The organism is Porphyromonas sp. C0041D3 (assembly GCF_056590575.1).
The window spans coordinates 1-15,422 of record NZ_JBWPWJ010000015.1; the positions used below are offsets into that span (position 1 = coordinate 1).

Genomic DNA, 15,422 nt, shown 5'->3' on the forward strand with positions numbered 1-15,422 from the left:
GTAGATGGAAACATATCAAAGATTGGCTCTCGTTTGTAGGAACATATCGACTGTAATTATTTCATTTTCAAGCCTTTATCGATAGCTTCCTGAATAATCTTATGACAACAAACTCCCAACGGATTGTTTTCTTTACAATTAGAATTTTTCATTGCCCCAGTGATGGCATTTACTTCTTTTACGGATTTCGCGCCATGCTTTACAACTGCTTCAATTACCTGATTTTCTGTGACTTCGCTACAATAACAAGCGTACTTAGGATCTGCATCTTTCTTAAACCAGATAGGAACTCTAACTTGGTCTTTCAAGAATTTTATTTCATTATCTAAGTTATAGTAAACAACGTCGCAGTCCTCGTTCATGCAAATCTTATATTGATCTCCGTTAACAGCATTACGATAATCATCTACCACTAGATGTTCAACAGTTACTTTACTAACGGAAATCCCTTCATTATTACATACAGGACAATTGTCTTTAATTTGATCCAGCTTTTCTGTTTTGCATCCACAACAACATTCATTATTAATCTTCATATTCTTAGCCTCCATATTTTCATTATAATTTCTTTTTCAAACTAGGTAAAACCAATTTTGCCACGGTCTTTGCCGTTGGTAACGCCTTCCGTCCCTGCGGCAGTCTTTCCATGAGAATGTAGTTAGTCGAGCGTTCCGTTAAGGTAACAATGGCATGACCGTACGAGTCGACGATAGTGTCCAGTTCCCAGTCTCCGAAGCGCGTGCCGTCAGCCTGCATTGGTCTCTGGTGTATGCTTATACGGTTAGGGATATTGGTAGCCTTCGTAGGACGCAACGCCTTGCTCCTCTTTGTGTATTTGAGCCTATGTGGCATATGTGAAGCAAGTTTTCCGGTGGTGTCTGCATGGACGTGGTTGTAGATGGTCTGCTTCACGATGTGAATACCCTCACGTCTGAGCACGCCTGCAATTTGGCTGGGAGACCAGTCCTCATCCCCTATCATGCGGTCAACACGCCACCATAAGTCCTCAGGCTTGCGGTGATTGCCTTTAAAGCCGTGCTTGCGGGCTTCGCACTTGGATTGTGCATACTTCCACACATACGTGCCGTCTGGCTTGGAGTTTCGCCTGATTTCACGGATGACCGTTGAGCAGGACACTTCGATTTCCCTTGCTATACGGGATTTGCTCCATTTCCTTTGAAGTCCAAGATAGATTTCGTATCATTGCGCTTCGATTAGTTGATTTGACATAGTGTCGTTCCCTGAAAATGGTTGACTTATTTTTTTGCTGAAACGGATGTCGGTTGACATCGTTTTCGTCGTCAAACTAGAATGAGTTGTCTCGACTTTTCAAAGATACTGATTTTAGTTGACTCTGGTAGTTTGGGGTAGTTTTTCGCGGTATACCCCGGGCTTGTTTTTTTCTTTTTCAAATCGGATAAACACCCCGTCGGTAATGCAACTGACTAAGCCAAACGCCTGTAGCAGAGCGGAGGGCGTTTGGTGTGTCAGGTGCGTTGCCGCTCTTTGTGTTCCGATTGAAAATGAAAAATCCAGTCTCTTCTCTCTTTGCTGAAATAAGTTCTATTTAGTTGGTTACTAGCTCCTTTGACTCCTTGTCTTTTCGAGCTTTCTGAATTGCGTCTTCACGATAGCTGCGCCATCGTTTCTTCAGGGGACCCGTACATTCCCTAGCTTCTTGTGGGGTCATATAGTCGATGCTCATATGGGGGCGAATGGTGTTGTAAGTCTCTATAGCTTTGCTGATTGCGCGATTTTCCTCATCAATGTTACGGAACACTTTGCCCTTTAAGAATTCATTCTTAATGGTGCTGTTCACCCGCTCTGACTGGGAGTTCTCTTTGGGGTCTCCTGACTCTGTCATGCTGATTTGTATTCCTCTTTTATTGAGCATCTTAGTGTACTGCCGACTGGCATATTGAGTGCCTCTGTCGGAGTGGTGGATGAGATCGGAAGCGTCCTTTTGGGGGATCCGCTTGAGGGCTTGCTTTAGTGCCTCGCAGGGGTATTCTGAGGCGAGACTGTCCCCTAGACTATAGCCCACAATCTCCTTCGTATAGTTATCCAAAATCAGGGATAAGAAGCAGAACTCAACGCTGTTGTCCCCTCGCTCCAAGGGGATGTAGGTGATGTCGCTGCTCCACACCTGATTGGGTTGATCGGGGATAAGCTTCCGAACGAGGTTGGGGTAGGTGGGCAGGTCGTGGGTGGAGTCCGTGGTGCGTGGAGCTTTGTAGCGCCTCGGTATGCGGAAGTAAAGCTTGTGCTTGCGTATGTAGCTCACAAACTTGTCTCTGCCAACGGGATAACGGGTACCCCACTCCCTGCAATACTGCATCCAAAGCGATACGCCTCCGATGCCTGGATTGCTTTTCCGTGCTTCCATAATATAGCTTATCACTATAAACTCGAGCTCAGATTCTCTCAAGGACGTGTCGGACTTGAGGTACTTGTAATAGGCTTGTGGACTCTTATCTAGCACCTTGCAGACCTTCTTGATTTGATATTTATATTGATCTCGCACGGTTGTCACGACTAGTGGCCACTTTTTTTTGCTCATCAACGCCGTACACCTCTAGACAAGTCTTGAAGACGTCTCGCTCTAAGCGTGCTTGGTGAAGAGCTTTTTCGAGCTCTGGAATGCGTGCTTTCATGGCGACATTGTCGTCCTTGCTGAGCTCCTCAGACGAGGTGCCTTGTGGGGGTATTCTCTTTTTGTTCATAGCTTTAGCCACTACAGGGTTTTCTTGCTCAAAGATACGAATCCAATTGCGAATCGTACATGATGTTACCTGATACTGGCTCGCTAGAAGCTTGGCCGAGTAGCCATTTACATAATAGCGCTTTAGTGCTTCAAGCCGTTCGGCCGTTGTGGCATGTCCCGTGGTCGGGCGACTTTTTGATCCCTGTAAGGGCTTCGACTTCGTGTCTTTTGTCTGGTTCATTGTACTCATAATTATGTTAGTTACGAGTCAACTTTTTTCAGGGTAAGACACTTCTTTCTCTACCGAGTTGCTCTCCACTTTTCCTGAATCCCTCTCCTCAACAAAGGTAATCTCTATTTCCCTCCCCCTCCCAGCACATCAAAATGCGAATTAACCTGATCAAGAGCGGGGTCGGGCGATGCGTAAGAGCTTGAATGACTTGCGGTAGAGGGAAGTATTTCGTACCTTTGCACTCCGAAGCGATGGGGTGTACCCTGTCGCGAGCGAGAAATAGCCTGGCAATCACGCCGGTAAGGTGCGTGATGGCGGGCGATGAATCGATTATAGGTTTTATTATCAAAGCAAGATGCCAACAATTCAACAGCTAGTCCGTAGTGGTCGCAAGAGCCTCCAGGAGAAGGGTAAGAGCCCGGCTCTCCAAGGATGCCCCCAGCGTCGCGGCGTCTGTGTCAGGGTCTATACCACGACCCCTAAGAAGCCTAACTCAGCGATGAGGAAGGTGGCACGTGTCCGTCTGACGAATGGCAGGGAGGTCAATTGCTATATCCCCGGTGAGGGTCACAACCTCCAGGAGCACTCTATCGTGCTCGTCCGTGGTGGTCGTGTGAAGGATCTCCCCGGTGTGCGCTACCACATCGTCCGCGGTACTCTCGATACCGGCGGCGTAGCGGATCGCAAGCAGCGTCGCAGTAAGTACGGCGTGAAGAGACCTAAGGAGAAGAAGTAAGCCAAGCGGCGACTTCGACTTCCGAAGTACTTATTTTTTATCATCTCCCCTCACCCGCCTCGTGCGGTGTCCGGTCAGTGGATCGCGGCAGTAGGGTAGAGCGTATAATGTAGCAAAGGAGAGCAGAGTGAGAGCACTGCGATCGAGAGTGACCATCAATTTGGTCCTACCGGGAGTAGGCAGGCTAAGCCGAAGGATCCCGGTGAGTAAGATCGAGGAAGTGTCTGAGATATCTCCATCACACTCTCTGACTTAATGAAATAGCGGCGGTGTGCCGGTCTTATATCTGAGACGGACCGCATACCCTATGCTGGCTGAGGTCTCCTATGTGAGACATAGCGTCGCTATAGTATCGGAGCCCCATCCTCGCGTACGAGGATGCTGTCGGTAGGTAGCAAGGTATTGCGGAGACAGAGCGGACCTATGAAGCGGCGGGAAGAGTCCCGCAGGTGGAGGTTAGCGTGGACGAAGAGAAGCTTATGTCCGGTCGGTAGGCGGATGAAGTCCGGGGATGGATCCCGATGGGGACCCGACCTTATGATAAGGAGCCTCATCCCATACTAAGAAGAGAACATATCGGGAGCAGCGCGCTCACCGCCGAGGTGGCGCTGCGCAGGTGACCACGGGTATAGTAATGACGGGCATCGGAATGGGATGCCACCCGGGACCCCACTTGCAAGACGATCCTCAGGATCATCGGTGTCGCACCCCTCCCACAGCTCTGGAGCTTTCGCTCCGTGGTCACTCCCCCGCGGGAGGCCCGGTAGCTGAGTAAGAGAGCGTAAGTCATAACTAAGAGAAATGAGAAAATTTTCCAAGAAACAAAGGGCTATCCTTCCTGATCCCGTCTATGGAGATCGGAAGGTGACGAAGTTCGTCAACCATATGATGCTTGACGGAAAGAAGAATCTTTCCTTCAAGATCTTCTACAACGCCTTGGACATCGTCAAGGATAAGATGGCCAAGGAGGAGAAGACCCCTATCGAGATCTGGAAGCAGGCTCTCGAGAACGTCACTCCCCAGGTGGAGGTGAAGAGCCGCCGTATCGGTGGTGCCAACTTCCAGGTGCCTACTCAGGTAACCCCGGAGCGCAAGGAGTCCATCTCTATGAAGAACCTCATCGGCTACGCTCGCAAGAGAGGTGGTAAGACCATGGCTGAGAAGCTCGCTGCTGAGATCATGGACGCATACAATCAGCAGGGCGGTGCCTTCAAGCGTAAGGAGGACATCCACCGTATGGCTGAGGCTAACCGTGCCTTCGCTCACTTCCGTCTGTAATCCACAACCTATATAAGTAAGAAAGAAGTCACAATGGCTGCTAAAAATCACCTGGAACTCACACGCAATATCGGTATCATGGCTCACATCGATGCCGGTAAGACTACCACCTCGGAGCGTATCCTCTACTACACCGGACTGATCCACAAGATCGGTGAGGTGCACGAGGGTGCCGCTACGATGGACTGGATGGAGGAGGAGCAGGAGCGTGGTATCACCATCACCTCCGCCTGCACCACCGCCTTCTGGCCCTATAAGGATAAGAAGTATAAGCTCAACCTGATCGACACTCCCGGACACGTCGACTTTACCGCTGAGGTGGAGCGCTCGCTCCGCGTCCTCGACGGTGCCATCGAGACCTTCGACTCCGTTGCCGGCGTACAGCCGCAGAGCGAGACCGTATGGCGTCAGGCTGAGAAGTACGGTGTGCCCCGTCTCTGCTACGTCAATAAGATGGACCGCAGCGGTGCCAACTTCCTCAAGGCCGTCAAGTCTATGCGTGATATGCTCGGTGCTAACGCAGTGCCAATCCAGCTGCCTATCGGTGCGGAGGAGAATTTCAAGGGCGTCATCGACCTGATCCGCATGCGCGCCATCTACTGGCACGACGAGACCATGGGCGCTGACTACGAGGTAGACGAGATCCCCGCCGAGCTGATGGAGGAGGCTGAGCACTGGCGCGAGTCGATGCTCGAGGCTCTGGCTGATGTAGACGACACCATTATGGAGAAGATGCTGGAGGATCCCTCCACCATCACCGAGGATGAGATCCTCGCCGCTCTCCGTAAGGGCACCCTCGACCTGACGGTCAATCCCGTCATCTGTGGCTCTTCTTTCAAGAATAAGGGCGTGCAGCCGCTCCTCGATGCGATCTGCGCTTTCCTCCCCAGCCCGATCGACCAGGATACCATCACCGGTACCGATCCTCTCGACGAGAGTGTGAAGATCACCCGTACCGTGGAGCACGACTCTCCCCTGACGGCACTCGCCTTCAAGGTGGCATCCGATCCCTATGTCGGTCGTCTCTGCTACTTCAGAGTATATACCGGTCACCTCGATGCCGGCTCCTACGTCTACAACAGCCGTACCGAGAAGAAGGAGCGCATCAGCCGTCTCTACGAGATGTTTTCCAATAAGCAGAATCCTATGGACACCATCGACACCGGTGATATCGGTGCCGGCGTGGGCTTCAAGGACATCCGCACCGGTGACACCATCTGCGACCCGGACGCTGAGCCGATCCTCCTCGAGTCGATCACCTTCCCCGATCCGGTGATCAGTATCTCCGTAGAGCCCAAGACTCAGGCCGATACCGAGAAGCTCGACAGTGGTCTCCAGAAGCTTGCTGAGGAGGATCCGACCTTCCAGGTACGCACTGACGAGGAGACCGGTCAGACGATCATCTCCGGTATGGGTGAGCTCCACCTCGACATCATCGTGGAGCGCCTGAAGCGTGAGTTCAAGGTGGAGGCCAATGAGGGTCGTCCCCAGGTAAGCTACAAGGAGGCGATCGCCAATACCGTCCAGGTCCGTCAGGTCTACAAGAAGCAGACCGGTGGTCGTGGTAAGTTTGCCGACATCCTCGTAGAGGTAGGCCCCGGTGATCCCGACTCTGAGACTCCGCTGCAGTTTGAGGACAGCGTGAAGGGCGGTAACGTGCCGAAGGAGTACATCCCCTCCGTACAGAAGGGCTTCGAGAAGGCTATGCAGAGCGGTGTCCTCGCCGGATATCCTCTCGATCACCTCAAGGTGACCCTCCTCGATGGTAGCTTCCACCCGGTGGACTCTGATCAGCTCTCCTTCGAGGTAGCAGCGATGCAGGCCTTCAAGAAGGCGTGCGAGGAGGCTTCTCCGATCCTTCTTGAGCCCGTTATGAAGCTCGAGGTGGTGACCCCCGAGGACTACATGGGTGACATCATCGGTGACCTGAATAAGCGTCGCGGTATGGTCCAGGGCATGGACTCCGGATCCAATAACGACCGCATCGTCAAGGCTCACGTGCCGCTCGCCGAGATGTTTGGCTACGTGACCGATCTCCGCACCATCTCCAGTGGTCGTGCCAGCAGCACGATGGAGTTTGATCACTTCGAGCCGATGAGCACCAACATCGCTAAGCAGGTGCTCGAGGAGAAGCACGGTCGTGCCGACCTCTTGAAGTAATAGACAATCATCACCATATTACGATAGTCAATCACATGAATCAGGTAATCAGGATCAAGATCAAGTCCTACGACCATACTCTGGCAGACAAGTCTGCAGAGAAGATCGTGAAGGCTGTCGACACGACCGGAGTGACCGTACGCGGTCCTATCCCACTGCCGACGCACAAGCGCATCTTTACGGTCAATAGGTCGACCTTCGTCAATAAGAAGAGCCGGGAGCAATTTGAGCTCTGCACCTACAAGCGACTGATCGATCTCGTCAATGCCAATACCTCCACCGTCGACGCTCTGGCTCGCCTCGAGCTGCCCAGCGGTGTGGATATCGAGATCAAGACCGATCTCTAAGCTCTACGAGATAAGTATTACAACCAACTACTAACTCACTAAATCAAGACTGAAATGCCAGGATTGTTAGGAAAGAAAATCGGAATGACATCCGTCTTCAGTGCCGAGGGGAAGAATATCCCATGCACTGTTATCGAAGCCGGTCCTTGCGTCGTTACTCAGGTCAAGACTGTGGAGAAGGATGGCTACAGCGCCGTCCAGGTAGGCTACGAGGACATCGCTGAGAAGCATGTCACGAAGCCCCTCCAGGGTCACTTCAAAAAGGCCGGAGCAGCGCCCAAGAGACACTTGGCCGAGTTCAAGGATTATGCTAAGGAGCTCAAGGAGGGCGACGAGCTGACGGTGGAGATCTTCAAGGACACCCCCTTCGTCGACGTCTGTGGTATCTCCAAGGGTAAGGGCTTCCAGGGCGTTGTGAAGCGTCATAGCTTCGGTGGAGTCGGTCAGACCACTCACGGTCAGAAGAACCGTCTCCGCGCCCCAGGATCTATCGGTGAGAGCTCTACCCCGTCTCGCGTCTTCCCCGGTATGCGCATGGCAGGACAGGATGGTAACGTCCGCATCACCGTCCAGAATCTCCGCGTCATCAAGGTGATGCCCGAGCAGAACGTCCTCGTCGTCAAGGGCAGTGTCCCCGGCGCTAAGGGATCTATCCTTTTAATCGAGAAGTAAGACAGAAGATATGGAACTGAACGTACTAAATATTAAAGGTGAAGAGACCGGACGCAAGGTGACCCTCGATGATGCCATCTTCGGCATCGAGCCCAATGATCACGCGATCTACCTCGACGTCAAGAGCCATATGGCCAACCGTCGCAGCGGGACCGCTAAGACCAAGGAGCGTAGTGAGAATGCCCACAGCACCCGCAAGCTCTTCCGTCAGAAGGGTACCGGTGGCGCTCGTCGTGGTGACACGAAGAGCCCGATCCTGATCGGCGGTGGTACGATCTTCGGCCCCCGTCCCCGTGATTATGAGCAGAAGGTGAATCGCAAGACCAAGCGCCTTGCTCGCCTCTCAGCACTTACTTACAAGGCTAAGGATAACGCCATCGTCGTCGTCGAGGACTTCACGATGGACAGCTACAAGACCAAGGACTTCGCCGCCATCCTCAAGGCCCTCAAGATCGAGGACAAGAAGGATCTCTTCCTCCTCCACGAGGCAAGCGAGCAGGTGCGCAAGTCCGGTGCCAATATCTCCAACGTCACCTTTGCCGAGCCTGTCGCCGTCAATACCTACAAGGTACTCGACGCTGACTGCCTCATCTTCTCTGAGAGCGGACTCGAGGCACTCACAGCTCAGCTCAGCCGTGAGGAGAAGTAATCATAAGAGTAGTAAGAGAAGAATATCATGGGAATACTGATCGCACCTCTCATCACTGAGAAACAGACCGACATCACCGAGGCCATGCCTACCCGCTATGGCTTCAAGGTGCAGTACAGCGCCGATAAGACCGACATCCGTAAGGCTGTCGAGGAGACCTATGGCGTCCATGTACTCAAGGTCAATACCATGCGCTACTCCGGTAAGAAGGAGTCGCGCTATACCAAGCACGGCTTCGTCGAGGGACGCAAGCCCGCGTATAAGAAGGCTATAGTAACGATTGCCGAAGGCGAGACGATCGACTTCTTCGGTAACATTTAATACACGACATGGGAGTACGTAAACTGAAGCCCACCACTCCGGGCCAGAGAAAGAAAATTATTGGTACGCACGAGGAAGTTACTACCAACGTACCAGAGAAGTCCCTTGTAGTCGGTAAGAAGAGCACCGGCGGTCGCAACAACACCGGTAAGATGACCATCCGCTATCGCGGTGGTGGTCACAAGCGCAAGCTCCGCATCATCGACTTCAAGCGTCGCAGAGACGATATCCCCGCTACGGTTAAGAGCATCGAGTACGATCCTAATCGGTCGGCTCACATCGCTCTGATCTACTATGCGGACGGTGTCAAGTCCTACATCATCGCACCCACCGGCCTCAAGGTCGGCCAGACCGTCATGAGTGGCGAGAACGCGGTGCCTGAGGTAGGCAACACTCTGCCTCTGGGCAAGATCCCCGTAGGTACGGTGATCCACAATATCGAGCTTCGTCCCGGTCAGGGAGCCAAGATGGTCCGCAGTGCGGGCAACTTCGCACAGCTCACCTCTCGCGAGGATACCTACGTGGTGATCTCACTGCCGAGCGGTGAGACCCGCCGCATCCTCTCCGCCTGCCGCGCCACCATCGGTAGCGTCAGCAACGGTGAGCACTCCCTCGAGGAGAGCGGTAAGGCCGGTCGCAGCCGCTGGCTCGGTCGCCGCCCCCACAACCGAGGCGTCGTGATGAACCCTGTAGACCACCCGATGGGTGGTGGTGAGGGTCGCGCCTCCGGTGGTCACCCGAGAAGCCGCAAGGGCCTCTACTCTAAGGGTCTTAAGACTCGTCGTCCTAAGAAGCAGTCCTCCAAGTACATTATCGAGCGTCGTCAATCCAAGCGTAATAGCAAGGGTACGAAGTAAGCCTCTTTTTACCAAGACAAAAATAGAGAATACAGAATATGAGCCGTTCACTTAAGAAAGGACCGTATATCAGCGTGAAGCTCGAGAAGCGTATCTTGGAGATGAATGAGAAGAACGAGAAGAATGTCATCAAGACGTGGAGTCGTGCTTCGATGATCTCTCCCGACTTCGTCGGTCATACGATCGCTGTACATAACGGACATAAGTTTATCCCCGTATTCGTCACTGAGAATATGGTGGGTCACAAGTTGGGCGAATTTGCACCTACCCGTACCTTCAAGGGTCACACAGGTAACCGCAAATCCTAAGGCCGGTAATCGAAATCATATAGAATAGAACTATGGGTAATCGAAAGAAAGAATCTGCTAAGGCCCGCAAGGAGGCTCAGCAGTCACTATACTTTGCCAGCCTGACCAATATCGCCTCCTCTCCCCGCAAGATGCGCCTCGTGATCGATATGGTCCGTGGCATGGAGGTCAATAGGGCACTGGCTGTCCTCAGATACTCTAATAAGCGCGCCTCCGAGGTCGTCGGCCGCACCCTCAAGAGTGCTGTCGCCAACTGGGAGCAGAAGAATGAGCAGCACGCCGACGAGGGGCAGCTCTACATCAGCAAGATCTACGTCGACGAGGCTCCTACGCTCAAGAGGATGCGCGCCCGCGCTCAGGGCCGTGGCAATCGCGTCCGCAAGAGAAGAAGCAATCTGACGATCTATGTCGATGCACGTGATAACGCTATTAACGAGTAAACTTCCATGGGACAAAAGACTAATCCAATAAGCAATCGCCTCGGTATCATCCGTGGCTGGGACAGCTCGTGGTTTGGCAAGAAGGCTAACGTCGCTGAGACAATCTACGAGGATCACAAGCTCCGCACCTACCTCAATACCCGACTGACCGACAGCGGCGTAGCCCGCATCGTCATCGAGCGTACCCTCAAGCTGATCACCATCACCATCTGCACCGCACGTCCCGGACGTATCATCGGCCCCGGCGGCAGCGAGGTGGATAAGCTCAAGGAAGAGCTCAAGAAGATCACCGACAAGGAGGTCCAGATCAATATCTTTGAGGTACGTCGCCCCGACATGGAGGCTGCTATCGTCGCCGACAGTATCGCCCGTCAGATCGAGGGTCGCGTCAATTACCGCCGTGCCGCCCGTAACGCCATCGGTAACGCCATGCGTGCTGGTGCCGAGGGTGTCAAGGTGCTCCTCAATGGCCGTCTCAATAATGCTGAGATGGCACGTAGCGAGACCTTCAAGGAGGGTCGCATCCCGCTCCACACCTTCCGTGCCGATATCGACTACGCGATGGAGACCGCTCACACCAAGGTGGGTGCCATCGGTGTCAAGGTATGGATCTGCCGTGGCGAGGTCTATGGCAAGAAGGATCTGACGCTCGACTTCAGCCAGCCCCGCAATGAGGCCGGTCGTGGCGGACGTAACGATCGCGGAGGACGTAATGATCGCGGAGGACGTCGCGGCGGTGCCCGTGGTGGTCGTCGCGGTGGTCGCGGTGGTCGCCGCAACAACGGCGGCAGGACCGAGGGCGGAGCACAGGCATAAGAGTGGCTCCTATGCAGTGGAGACAGATCCTCGACGGCTGCCACAGGCAGGCAGAGAGAGAGCATAAGTCAGCCGCTGCACCCCAAGTTATTTTATCAAGAATTGGCTAGATAATACAGCATAATGTTACAACCCAAGAAGACCAAGTTCCGGAGAGTCCATAAGGGTAAGATGAAGGGCAACGCCCATCGTGGTACCCAGCTCGCCTTCGGAAGTTTCGGATTGAAAGCCATGGGGACCACTTGGCTCACCGGTCGTCAGATCGAGGCCGCTCGTATCGCCCTCACCCGCTATATGGAGCGTAAGGGACAGGTATGGCTCAGGATATTCCCCGACAAGCCCATCACCAAGAAGCCTCTGGACGTACGTATGGGTAAGGGTATGGGAGATCCCGTCGGCTTCGTCGCTCCCATCACGCCCGGTCGCATCATCTTCGAGATCGATGGCGTCAGCTACGACATCGCCAAGGAGGCCCTTCGCCTCGCAGCGCAGAAGCTCCCCATCGACACCAAGTTCATCGTCCGCAGGGACTTTGAGAAGTAATCACTCAGAGCATAGAATAGTAGTATGAAAAATCAAGAGATTAGAGAGCTCACTATCCAGGATCTGAGAGAGCACGTCAAGCAGGAGTCTGCCAAGCTCGACCAGCTGCGTATGCAGCACAGCGTCACTCCTCTCGATCGTCCCACAGAGATCACCAATCAGCGCCGACTCGTCGCTCGTCTCCGGACGATCCTCCACGAGAAGGAAATCAATGAATCCCTTAAGAATTAAGTGCGGTCATGGAAGAAGTAAAAGAGACAAGCAGAAACCTGCGCAAGGTTAGACAGGGTGTCGTCGTCAGCGACAAGATGGATAAGACCATCGTCGTCGCCGTTCGGTGGAAGGAGAAGCACCCTCTGTATGGTAAGTTCATCGCCAAGACGAAGAAGTACCACGCACATGATGAGGCCAATGAGTGCCACGAGGGTGATACCGTACGCATCATGGAGACCCGCCCTCTGTCTAAGAGCAAGCGCTGGAGAGTCATCGACATCGTCGAGAGAGCGAAGTAATCGACCGACTAACCACCACAAGACAATTTTAGGACAGAGTTATGATACAGCAAGAATCCAGACTGACAGTTACCGATAACAGCGGCGCCCGTGAGGCCCTCTGTATCCGTGTGCTCGGTGGTACCCACCGTCGGTACGCCTCCGTAGGCGACACCATCGTGGTCACCGTCAAGAGCGTGATCCCCTCCTCCGATATGAAGAAGGGAACCGTCAGCAAGGCCGTCATCGTACGCACCAAGAAGGAGATCCGCCGCGAGGACGGCTCCTACATCCGCTTCGACGACAACGCCTGCGTACTCCTCTCTCCCTCAGGTGAGCTGAGAGGGACCCGTATCTTTGGCCCCGTGGCTCGTGAGATACGTGCCGTGAATATGAAGATCGTTTCTCTAGCGCCTGAGGTGCTCTAAGCACCTTGCGCGACCGGGACACCCCCGGTGAGACTCAGCATCCTATAGAGAAATAAGAGAATATCATGAGAAAGTTACACATAAAGAAGGGCGACATCGTCTTCGTCAATTCCGGCGAGGACAAGGGCTCGAAGGGTCGCGTCCTGGAGGTCAATCCCTCCAAGGAGACGGCCATCGTCGAGGGCGTTAATTTCATCACACGCCGCACCAAGCCTAATGCCAAGAACCCCCAGGGGGGTATGGTCAAGAGAGAGGCTCCGGTGCACATCTCTAAGCTCAATCCTGTCGACCCCGACACTCAGAAGCCTACCCGTATCCATCGTCAGAAGGACGACAATGGACGCTCTCAGCGCGTCGCTAAGTCGGGCAAGGTCCTGGACTAATATAGATAGAGATTACTATGTCGATCGCTAAGAATATCAAGGAAGACTACAAGGAGCGGATCATCCCCGCGATGATGAAGGAATTTGGGTACACCTCCACCATGCAGGTGCCCCATCTCGTCAAGATCGTCATCAGCCGCGGACTCGGAGACGAGCACGAGGATAAGAAGCTCATCGAGATCGCAGCCAATGAGCTGGCGATGATCACCGGCCAGAAGGCTGTCATCACCCGATCCAAGAAGGATATCTCCAACTTCAAGCTCCGTAAGGGCATGCCCGTCGGTGCTATGGTGACCCTCCGTCGCGGACAGATGTACGACTTCCTCGACCGCCTGATCAATATCGCCCTGCCGCGTATCCGTGACTTCAAGGGTCTCGAGACCCGCATGGATGGTCGTGGTAACTACACCTTCGGTGTCGATGAGCAGATCATCTTCCCGGAGATCGTTCTGGACACTGTCCCGAAGATCCTCGGTATGAATATCACCATCGTCACCTCCGCAGAGACTGACGAGGAGGGCTACGCACTCCTCCGCGAGTTTGGTCTCCCCTTTAAGAAAAATACCAAGAGCAAGAAAGCAACCAAGTAATTATGGCCAAGAAATCCATGGTGGCGCGCGAAGTAAAGCGCCAGAAGCTCGTCGATAAGTACGCTGAGAAGCGTCAGGCGCTCAAGGAGGCCGGTGACTACGAGGGACTGCAAAAGCTCCCGCGCAACGCCTCCCCCATCCGCCTGCACAATCGCTGCAGCATCACCGGACGTCCCCGCGGATATATGCGTTTCTTCGGTCTCTCACGCATCCAGTTCCGTGAGATGGCCTCTAAGGGACTCATCCCCGGTGTCAAGAAGTCCAGCTGGTAAGCCTTTCGGCTACAGAGTGATTCGCTTTATCTTTCCTGATACAGCAATCACCGCCAGATAGGCAACCAAGACTTAAGGGGTCCCCTCAGCCTAGTGCTGAGGGGACCCCTTGGCGTTTATGATCAGGAGGATAGCTTAGTGACCCTCTCCTCCTTCTTCCTGTAGAGCAGACTTATACATCTGATCTATCCACTCCTTGGGAGCGTTGATGGCTATGATATTGGTGCCGTCAGAGAGGTAGTAGACGTTTTCTTTTCGATGGGTGATATAGGAGGTGAAGTTGCGCCCGTCCCCGCTCTTCCACTTGCCCCAGTACCCAAATAGCCCACCGGACGCACTGAGGCGAATGGCCCCATTATTTATTAGGTCTTGACCGGTAAGGAGTATTGGATAGTTTTCCCGAGAGATTATACGAGTGTAGCCAAGGAAGTGTATCCTTATTTTCTGAGAATCGTCATCAAAAGACTCTCGGAAGGGGTAGAAGAATAGGGGAACGATTGCTGTCAGAGCTGCTATACTAATGACTGTCCACTTTGTTACACCACTCAGATGAGCAAGACCCTCATACATCATGTAGGCGCACAGGATGAGTATGGTAATGGTGATACAGATAGTGAAACTATCCGCCGAAGGGTGGTATGTATTCATTACGATGGCTACTTCAGTCCACAATGGTACTCCTCCAAATCTACTCAAAAAGGTTTATGTCTAGGCAGCACTATGTGCGGTGTGGTGTATTTTGCAAACGGTTTCCAAGGGACTCATCCCCGGCGTCAAGAAGTCCAGCTGGTGATCCCCTCCCTGTAGGGAAGATCCGGTCTGCACCATAAAGACCCAGAGGGCCCCCTCAGTCACTACGGCTGTGGGGGCCCTTTTCTTTTTTTGGGGGGGACAGGTCATACGAGTCGGGCAGGTCAGGAAGGGTCGGCCGGGTAGGGCAGGTCAGGCGGGTCGATCAGGAGCTTAGCTAATACCGATATTAGTCGCGCCTAATATCGGTATTAGAGATCTCTAATATCGGTATTAGATTTCGCCCATAGCGAGGCCGGTAGGAGAGGTCTCATGAGCGCCTTAGGAAGACTTGCCCGGCGGTGCAGCGTATGCTTTCCCCATGATTTCGGCTAATTCGCATTTTGATGTGCTGGGAGGGGGAGGAAAAAGAGATTACCTTTGTTGAGGAGACAATAGATAAGGG

Annotated in this window: 23 protein-coding genes and 1 pseudogene; 18 read left to right on the forward strand and 6 right to left on the reverse strand. The window is 53.3% G+C overall.

Translation table 11 applies throughout. From position 1 onward, the window contains the following. Positions 1 to 56: 56 nt before the first annotated feature. The 4 genes and pseudogenes from AC1EKE_RS08005 to AC1EKE_RS08020 all read right to left on the reverse strand — a co-directional run bounded on the left by AC1EKE_RS08005 (position 57) and on the right by AC1EKE_RS08020 (position 2,954). Positions 57 to 551 carry a Csac_0668 family 2Fe-2S cluster-binding (seleno)protein gene (locus tag AC1EKE_RS08005; protein ID WP_480308995.1) on the reverse strand — a complete coding sequence of 165 codons (495 nt, stop codon included), beginning with the start codon at positions 549 to 551 and terminating at the stop codon, positions 57 to 59. Between the two features lie 28 nt (positions 552 to 579). Next, a pseudogene (locus AC1EKE_RS08010) lies at positions 580 to 1,194 on the reverse strand (IS30 family transposase); the annotation flags it as partial. A 373-nt stretch (positions 1,195 to 1,567) separates the two neighbouring features. Next, positions 1,568 to 2,560, reverse strand: coding sequence for an IS3 family transposase (locus AC1EKE_RS08015; RefSeq protein ID WP_480308996.1), 993 nt, complete (start codon positions 2,558 to 2,560; stop codon positions 1,568 to 1,570). Further along, complete coding sequence (locus tag AC1EKE_RS08020) at positions 2,508 to 2,954, reverse strand: transposase (RefSeq protein WP_480308997.1); 447 nt, start codon at positions 2,952 to 2,954, stop codon at positions 2,508 to 2,510. The genes AC1EKE_RS08015 and AC1EKE_RS08020 overlap by 53 nt, the downstream gene beginning before the upstream one ends. Positions 2,955 to 3,291: 337 nt before the next feature. Between AC1EKE_RS08020 and rpsL the strand changes: the two genes are divergently transcribed. Further along, a complete protein-coding gene (rpsL, locus tag AC1EKE_RS08025; RefSeq protein WP_070465563.1) occupies positions 3,292 to 3,672 on the forward strand; it encodes a 30S ribosomal protein S12 in 381 nt (126 codons plus the stop codon). Positions 3,673 to 4,016: 344 nt separating this feature from the next. Here the strand turns inward: rpsL and AC1EKE_RS08030 are convergent, their stop codons facing one another. Further along, positions 4,017 to 4,226: a hypothetical protein gene (locus tag AC1EKE_RS08030; RefSeq protein WP_296122583.1), complete on the reverse strand. Its 210-nt coding sequence runs from the start codon at positions 4,224 to 4,226 to the stop codon at positions 4,017 to 4,019. Positions 4,227 to 4,473: 247 nt separating this feature from the next. On the opposite strand from AC1EKE_RS08030, the gene rpsG reads away from it, so the two are divergent. The 17 genes from rpsG to rpsN all read left to right on the forward strand — a co-directional run bounded on the left by rpsG (position 4,474) and on the right by rpsN (position 14,227). Beyond that, complete coding sequence (gene rpsG / locus AC1EKE_RS08035) at positions 4,474 to 4,950, forward strand: 30S ribosomal protein S7 (RefSeq protein ID WP_070465560.1); 477 nt, start codon at positions 4,474 to 4,476, stop codon at positions 4,948 to 4,950. Positions 4,951 to 4,983: 33 nt separating this feature from the next. Further along, positions 4,984 to 7,110: an elongation factor G gene (fusA, locus tag AC1EKE_RS08040; RefSeq protein WP_480308998.1), complete on the forward strand. Its 2,127-nt coding sequence runs from the start codon at positions 4,984 to 4,986 to the stop codon at positions 7,108 to 7,110. Between the two features lie 35 nt (positions 7,111 to 7,145). Continuing rightward, positions 7,146 to 7,457, forward strand: coding sequence for a 30S ribosomal protein S10 (gene rpsJ / locus AC1EKE_RS08045; RefSeq protein WP_018106961.1), 312 nt, complete (start codon positions 7,146 to 7,148; stop codon positions 7,455 to 7,457). Positions 7,458 to 7,511: 54 nt separating this feature from the next. Then, positions 7,512 to 8,129 carry a 50S ribosomal protein L3 gene (gene rplC, locus AC1EKE_RS08050; RefSeq protein ID WP_480309000.1) on the forward strand — a complete coding sequence of 206 codons (618 nt, stop codon included), beginning with the start codon at positions 7,512 to 7,514 and terminating at the stop codon, positions 8,127 to 8,129. 10 nt (positions 8,130 to 8,139) lie between these two features. Continuing rightward, positions 8,140 to 8,778 (forward strand): 50S ribosomal protein L4, encoded by a 639-nt coding sequence (gene rplD, locus AC1EKE_RS08055; RefSeq protein ID WP_070465549.1) that lies wholly within the window; start codon positions 8,140 to 8,142, stop codon positions 8,776 to 8,778. A 27-nt stretch (positions 8,779 to 8,805) separates the two neighbouring features. After that, positions 8,806 to 9,099 (forward strand): 50S ribosomal protein L23, encoded by a 294-nt coding sequence (gene rplW, locus AC1EKE_RS08060; RefSeq protein WP_480309002.1) that lies wholly within the window; start codon positions 8,806 to 8,808, stop codon positions 9,097 to 9,099. Between the two features lie 8 nt (positions 9,100 to 9,107). Then, positions 9,108 to 9,956 carry a 50S ribosomal protein L2 gene (gene rplB, locus AC1EKE_RS08065; RefSeq protein ID WP_480309004.1) on the forward strand — a complete coding sequence of 283 codons (849 nt, stop codon included), beginning with the start codon at positions 9,108 to 9,110 and terminating at the stop codon, positions 9,954 to 9,956. A gap of 38 nt (positions 9,957 to 9,994) precedes the next feature. After that, the gene (rpsS, locus tag AC1EKE_RS08070; protein WP_018106956.1) at positions 9,995 to 10,264 is read left to right on the forward strand and encodes a 30S ribosomal protein S19; all 270 of its coding nucleotides are present in this window, start codon (positions 9,995 to 9,997) and stop codon (positions 10,262 to 10,264) included. 32 nt (positions 10,265 to 10,296) lie between these two features. Beyond that, positions 10,297 to 10,704, forward strand: a complete 408-nt coding sequence (rplV, locus tag AC1EKE_RS08075) for a 50S ribosomal protein L22 (RefSeq protein WP_296164189.1) — start codon at positions 10,297 to 10,299, stop codon at positions 10,702 to 10,704. Between the two features lie 6 nt (positions 10,705 to 10,710). Further along, positions 10,711 to 11,520 (forward strand): 30S ribosomal protein S3, encoded by an 810-nt coding sequence (rpsC, locus tag AC1EKE_RS08080; RefSeq protein ID WP_480309005.1) that lies wholly within the window; start codon positions 10,711 to 10,713, stop codon positions 11,518 to 11,520. 123 nt (positions 11,521 to 11,643) lie between these two features. Continuing rightward, positions 11,644 to 12,063 (forward strand): 50S ribosomal protein L16, encoded by a 420-nt coding sequence (gene rplP / locus AC1EKE_RS08085; protein ID WP_070465531.1) that lies wholly within the window; start codon positions 11,644 to 11,646, stop codon positions 12,061 to 12,063. A 24-nt stretch (positions 12,064 to 12,087) separates the two neighbouring features. Next, positions 12,088 to 12,294 (forward strand): 50S ribosomal protein L29, encoded by a 207-nt coding sequence (gene rpmC, locus AC1EKE_RS08090; protein ID WP_297129611.1) that lies wholly within the window; start codon positions 12,088 to 12,090, stop codon positions 12,292 to 12,294. An 8-nt stretch (positions 12,295 to 12,302) separates the two neighbouring features. Beyond that, positions 12,303 to 12,575 carry a 30S ribosomal protein S17 gene (gene rpsQ / locus AC1EKE_RS08095; protein ID WP_070465525.1) on the forward strand — a complete coding sequence of 91 codons (273 nt, stop codon included), beginning with the start codon at positions 12,303 to 12,305 and terminating at the stop codon, positions 12,573 to 12,575. Positions 12,576 to 12,616: 41 nt separating this feature from the next. Beyond that, complete coding sequence (rplN, locus tag AC1EKE_RS08100; RefSeq protein ID WP_018106950.1) at positions 12,617 to 12,982, forward strand: 50S ribosomal protein L14; 366 nt, start codon at positions 12,617 to 12,619, stop codon at positions 12,980 to 12,982. A gap of 65 nt (positions 12,983 to 13,047) precedes the next feature. After that, positions 13,048 to 13,365 (forward strand): 50S ribosomal protein L24, encoded by a 318-nt coding sequence (gene rplX / locus AC1EKE_RS08105; protein ID WP_296165239.1) that lies wholly within the window; start codon positions 13,048 to 13,050, stop codon positions 13,363 to 13,365. Positions 13,366 to 13,382: 17 nt separating this feature from the next. Then, positions 13,383 to 13,955 (forward strand): 50S ribosomal protein L5, encoded by a 573-nt coding sequence (gene rplE, locus AC1EKE_RS08110; RefSeq protein WP_296165244.1) that lies wholly within the window; start codon positions 13,383 to 13,385, stop codon positions 13,953 to 13,955. 2 nt (positions 13,956 to 13,957) lie between these two features. Further along, complete coding sequence (rpsN, locus tag AC1EKE_RS08115) at positions 13,958 to 14,227, forward strand: 30S ribosomal protein S14 (protein ID WP_296165247.1); 270 nt, start codon at positions 13,958 to 13,960, stop codon at positions 14,225 to 14,227. Between the two features lie 135 nt (positions 14,228 to 14,362). Here rpsN and AC1EKE_RS08120 read toward each other — a convergent pair whose 3' ends face one another. Next, the gene (locus AC1EKE_RS08120) at positions 14,363 to 14,875 is read right to left on the reverse strand and encodes a hypothetical protein (RefSeq protein WP_480309006.1); all 513 of its coding nucleotides are present in this window, start codon (positions 14,873 to 14,875) and stop codon (positions 14,363 to 14,365) included. Positions 14,876 to 15,422 lie beyond the last annotated feature (547 nt).

What these genes read in the sequence shown, in the direction of transcription:
- AC1EKE_RS08015 (WP_480308996.1), bottom strand. Translation starts at nt 2,560, where the DNA reads ATGAGCAAAAAAAAGTGGCCACTAGTCGTGACAACCGTGCGAGATCAA.
- rpsL (WP_070465563.1), top strand. Translation starts at nt 3,292, where the DNA reads ATGCCAACAATTCAACAGCTAGTCCGTAGTGGTCGCAAGAGCCTCCAG.
- rplX (WP_296165239.1), top strand. Translation starts at nt 13,048, where the DNA reads ATGAGAAAGTTACACATAAAGAAGGGCGACATCGTCTTCGTCAATTCC.
- rplB (WP_480309004.1), top strand. Translation starts at nt 9,108, where the DNA reads ATGGGAGTACGTAAACTGAAGCCCACCACTCCGGGCCAGAGAAAGAAA.
- rpsQ (WP_070465525.1), top strand. Translation starts at nt 12,303, where the DNA reads ATGGAAGAAGTAAAAGAGACAAGCAGAAACCTGCGCAAGGTTAGACAG.
- rplN (WP_018106950.1), top strand. Translation starts at nt 12,617, where the DNA reads ATGATACAGCAAGAATCCAGACTGACAGTTACCGATAACAGCGGCGCC.
- AC1EKE_RS08005 (WP_480308995.1), bottom strand. Translation starts at nt 551, where the DNA reads ATGGAGGCTAAGAATATGAAGATTAATAATGAATGTTGTTGTGGATGC.
- rpsN (WP_296165247.1), top strand. Translation starts at nt 13,958, where the DNA reads ATGGCCAAGAAATCCATGGTGGCGCGCGAAGTAAAGCGCCAGAAGCTC.
- rpsG (WP_070465560.1), top strand. Translation starts at nt 4,474, where the DNA reads ATGAGAAAATTTTCCAAGAAACAAAGGGCTATCCTTCCTGATCCCGTC.
- rplV (WP_296164189.1), top strand. Translation starts at nt 10,297, where the DNA reads ATGGGTAATCGAAAGAAAGAATCTGCTAAGGCCCGCAAGGAGGCTCAG.
- AC1EKE_RS08030 (WP_296122583.1), bottom strand. Translation starts at nt 4,226, where the DNA reads ATGAGGCTCCTTATCATAAGGTCGGGTCCCCATCGGGATCCATCCCCG.
- rpsC (WP_480309005.1), top strand. Translation starts at nt 10,711, where the DNA reads ATGGGACAAAAGACTAATCCAATAAGCAATCGCCTCGGTATCATCCGT.
- rplC (WP_480309000.1), top strand. Translation starts at nt 7,512, where the DNA reads ATGCCAGGATTGTTAGGAAAGAAAATCGGAATGACATCCGTCTTCAGT.
- AC1EKE_RS08120 (WP_480309006.1), bottom strand. Translation starts at nt 14,875, where the DNA reads ATGAATACATACCACCCTTCGGCGGATAGTTTCACTATCTGTATCACC.
- rpsS (WP_018106956.1), top strand. Translation starts at nt 9,995, where the DNA reads ATGAGCCGTTCACTTAAGAAAGGACCGTATATCAGCGTGAAGCTCGAG.
- rpmC (WP_297129611.1), top strand. Translation starts at nt 12,088, where the DNA reads ATGAAAAATCAAGAGATTAGAGAGCTCACTATCCAGGATCTGAGAGAG.
- rplW (WP_480309002.1), top strand. Translation starts at nt 8,806, where the DNA reads ATGGGAATACTGATCGCACCTCTCATCACTGAGAAACAGACCGACATC.
- rplE (WP_296165244.1), top strand. Translation starts at nt 13,383, where the DNA reads ATGTCGATCGCTAAGAATATCAAGGAAGACTACAAGGAGCGGATCATC.
- rplD (WP_070465549.1), top strand. Translation starts at nt 8,140, where the DNA reads ATGGAACTGAACGTACTAAATATTAAAGGTGAAGAGACCGGACGCAAG.
- rplP (WP_070465531.1), top strand. Translation starts at nt 11,644, where the DNA reads ATGTTACAACCCAAGAAGACCAAGTTCCGGAGAGTCCATAAGGGTAAG.
- rpsJ (WP_018106961.1), top strand. Translation starts at nt 7,146, where the DNA reads ATGAATCAGGTAATCAGGATCAAGATCAAGTCCTACGACCATACTCTG.
- AC1EKE_RS08020 (WP_480308997.1), bottom strand. Translation starts at nt 2,954, where the DNA reads ATGAGTACAATGAACCAGACAAAAGACACGAAGTCGAAGCCCTTACAG.
- fusA (WP_480308998.1), top strand. Translation starts at nt 4,984, where the DNA reads ATGGCTGCTAAAAATCACCTGGAACTCACACGCAATATCGGTATCATG.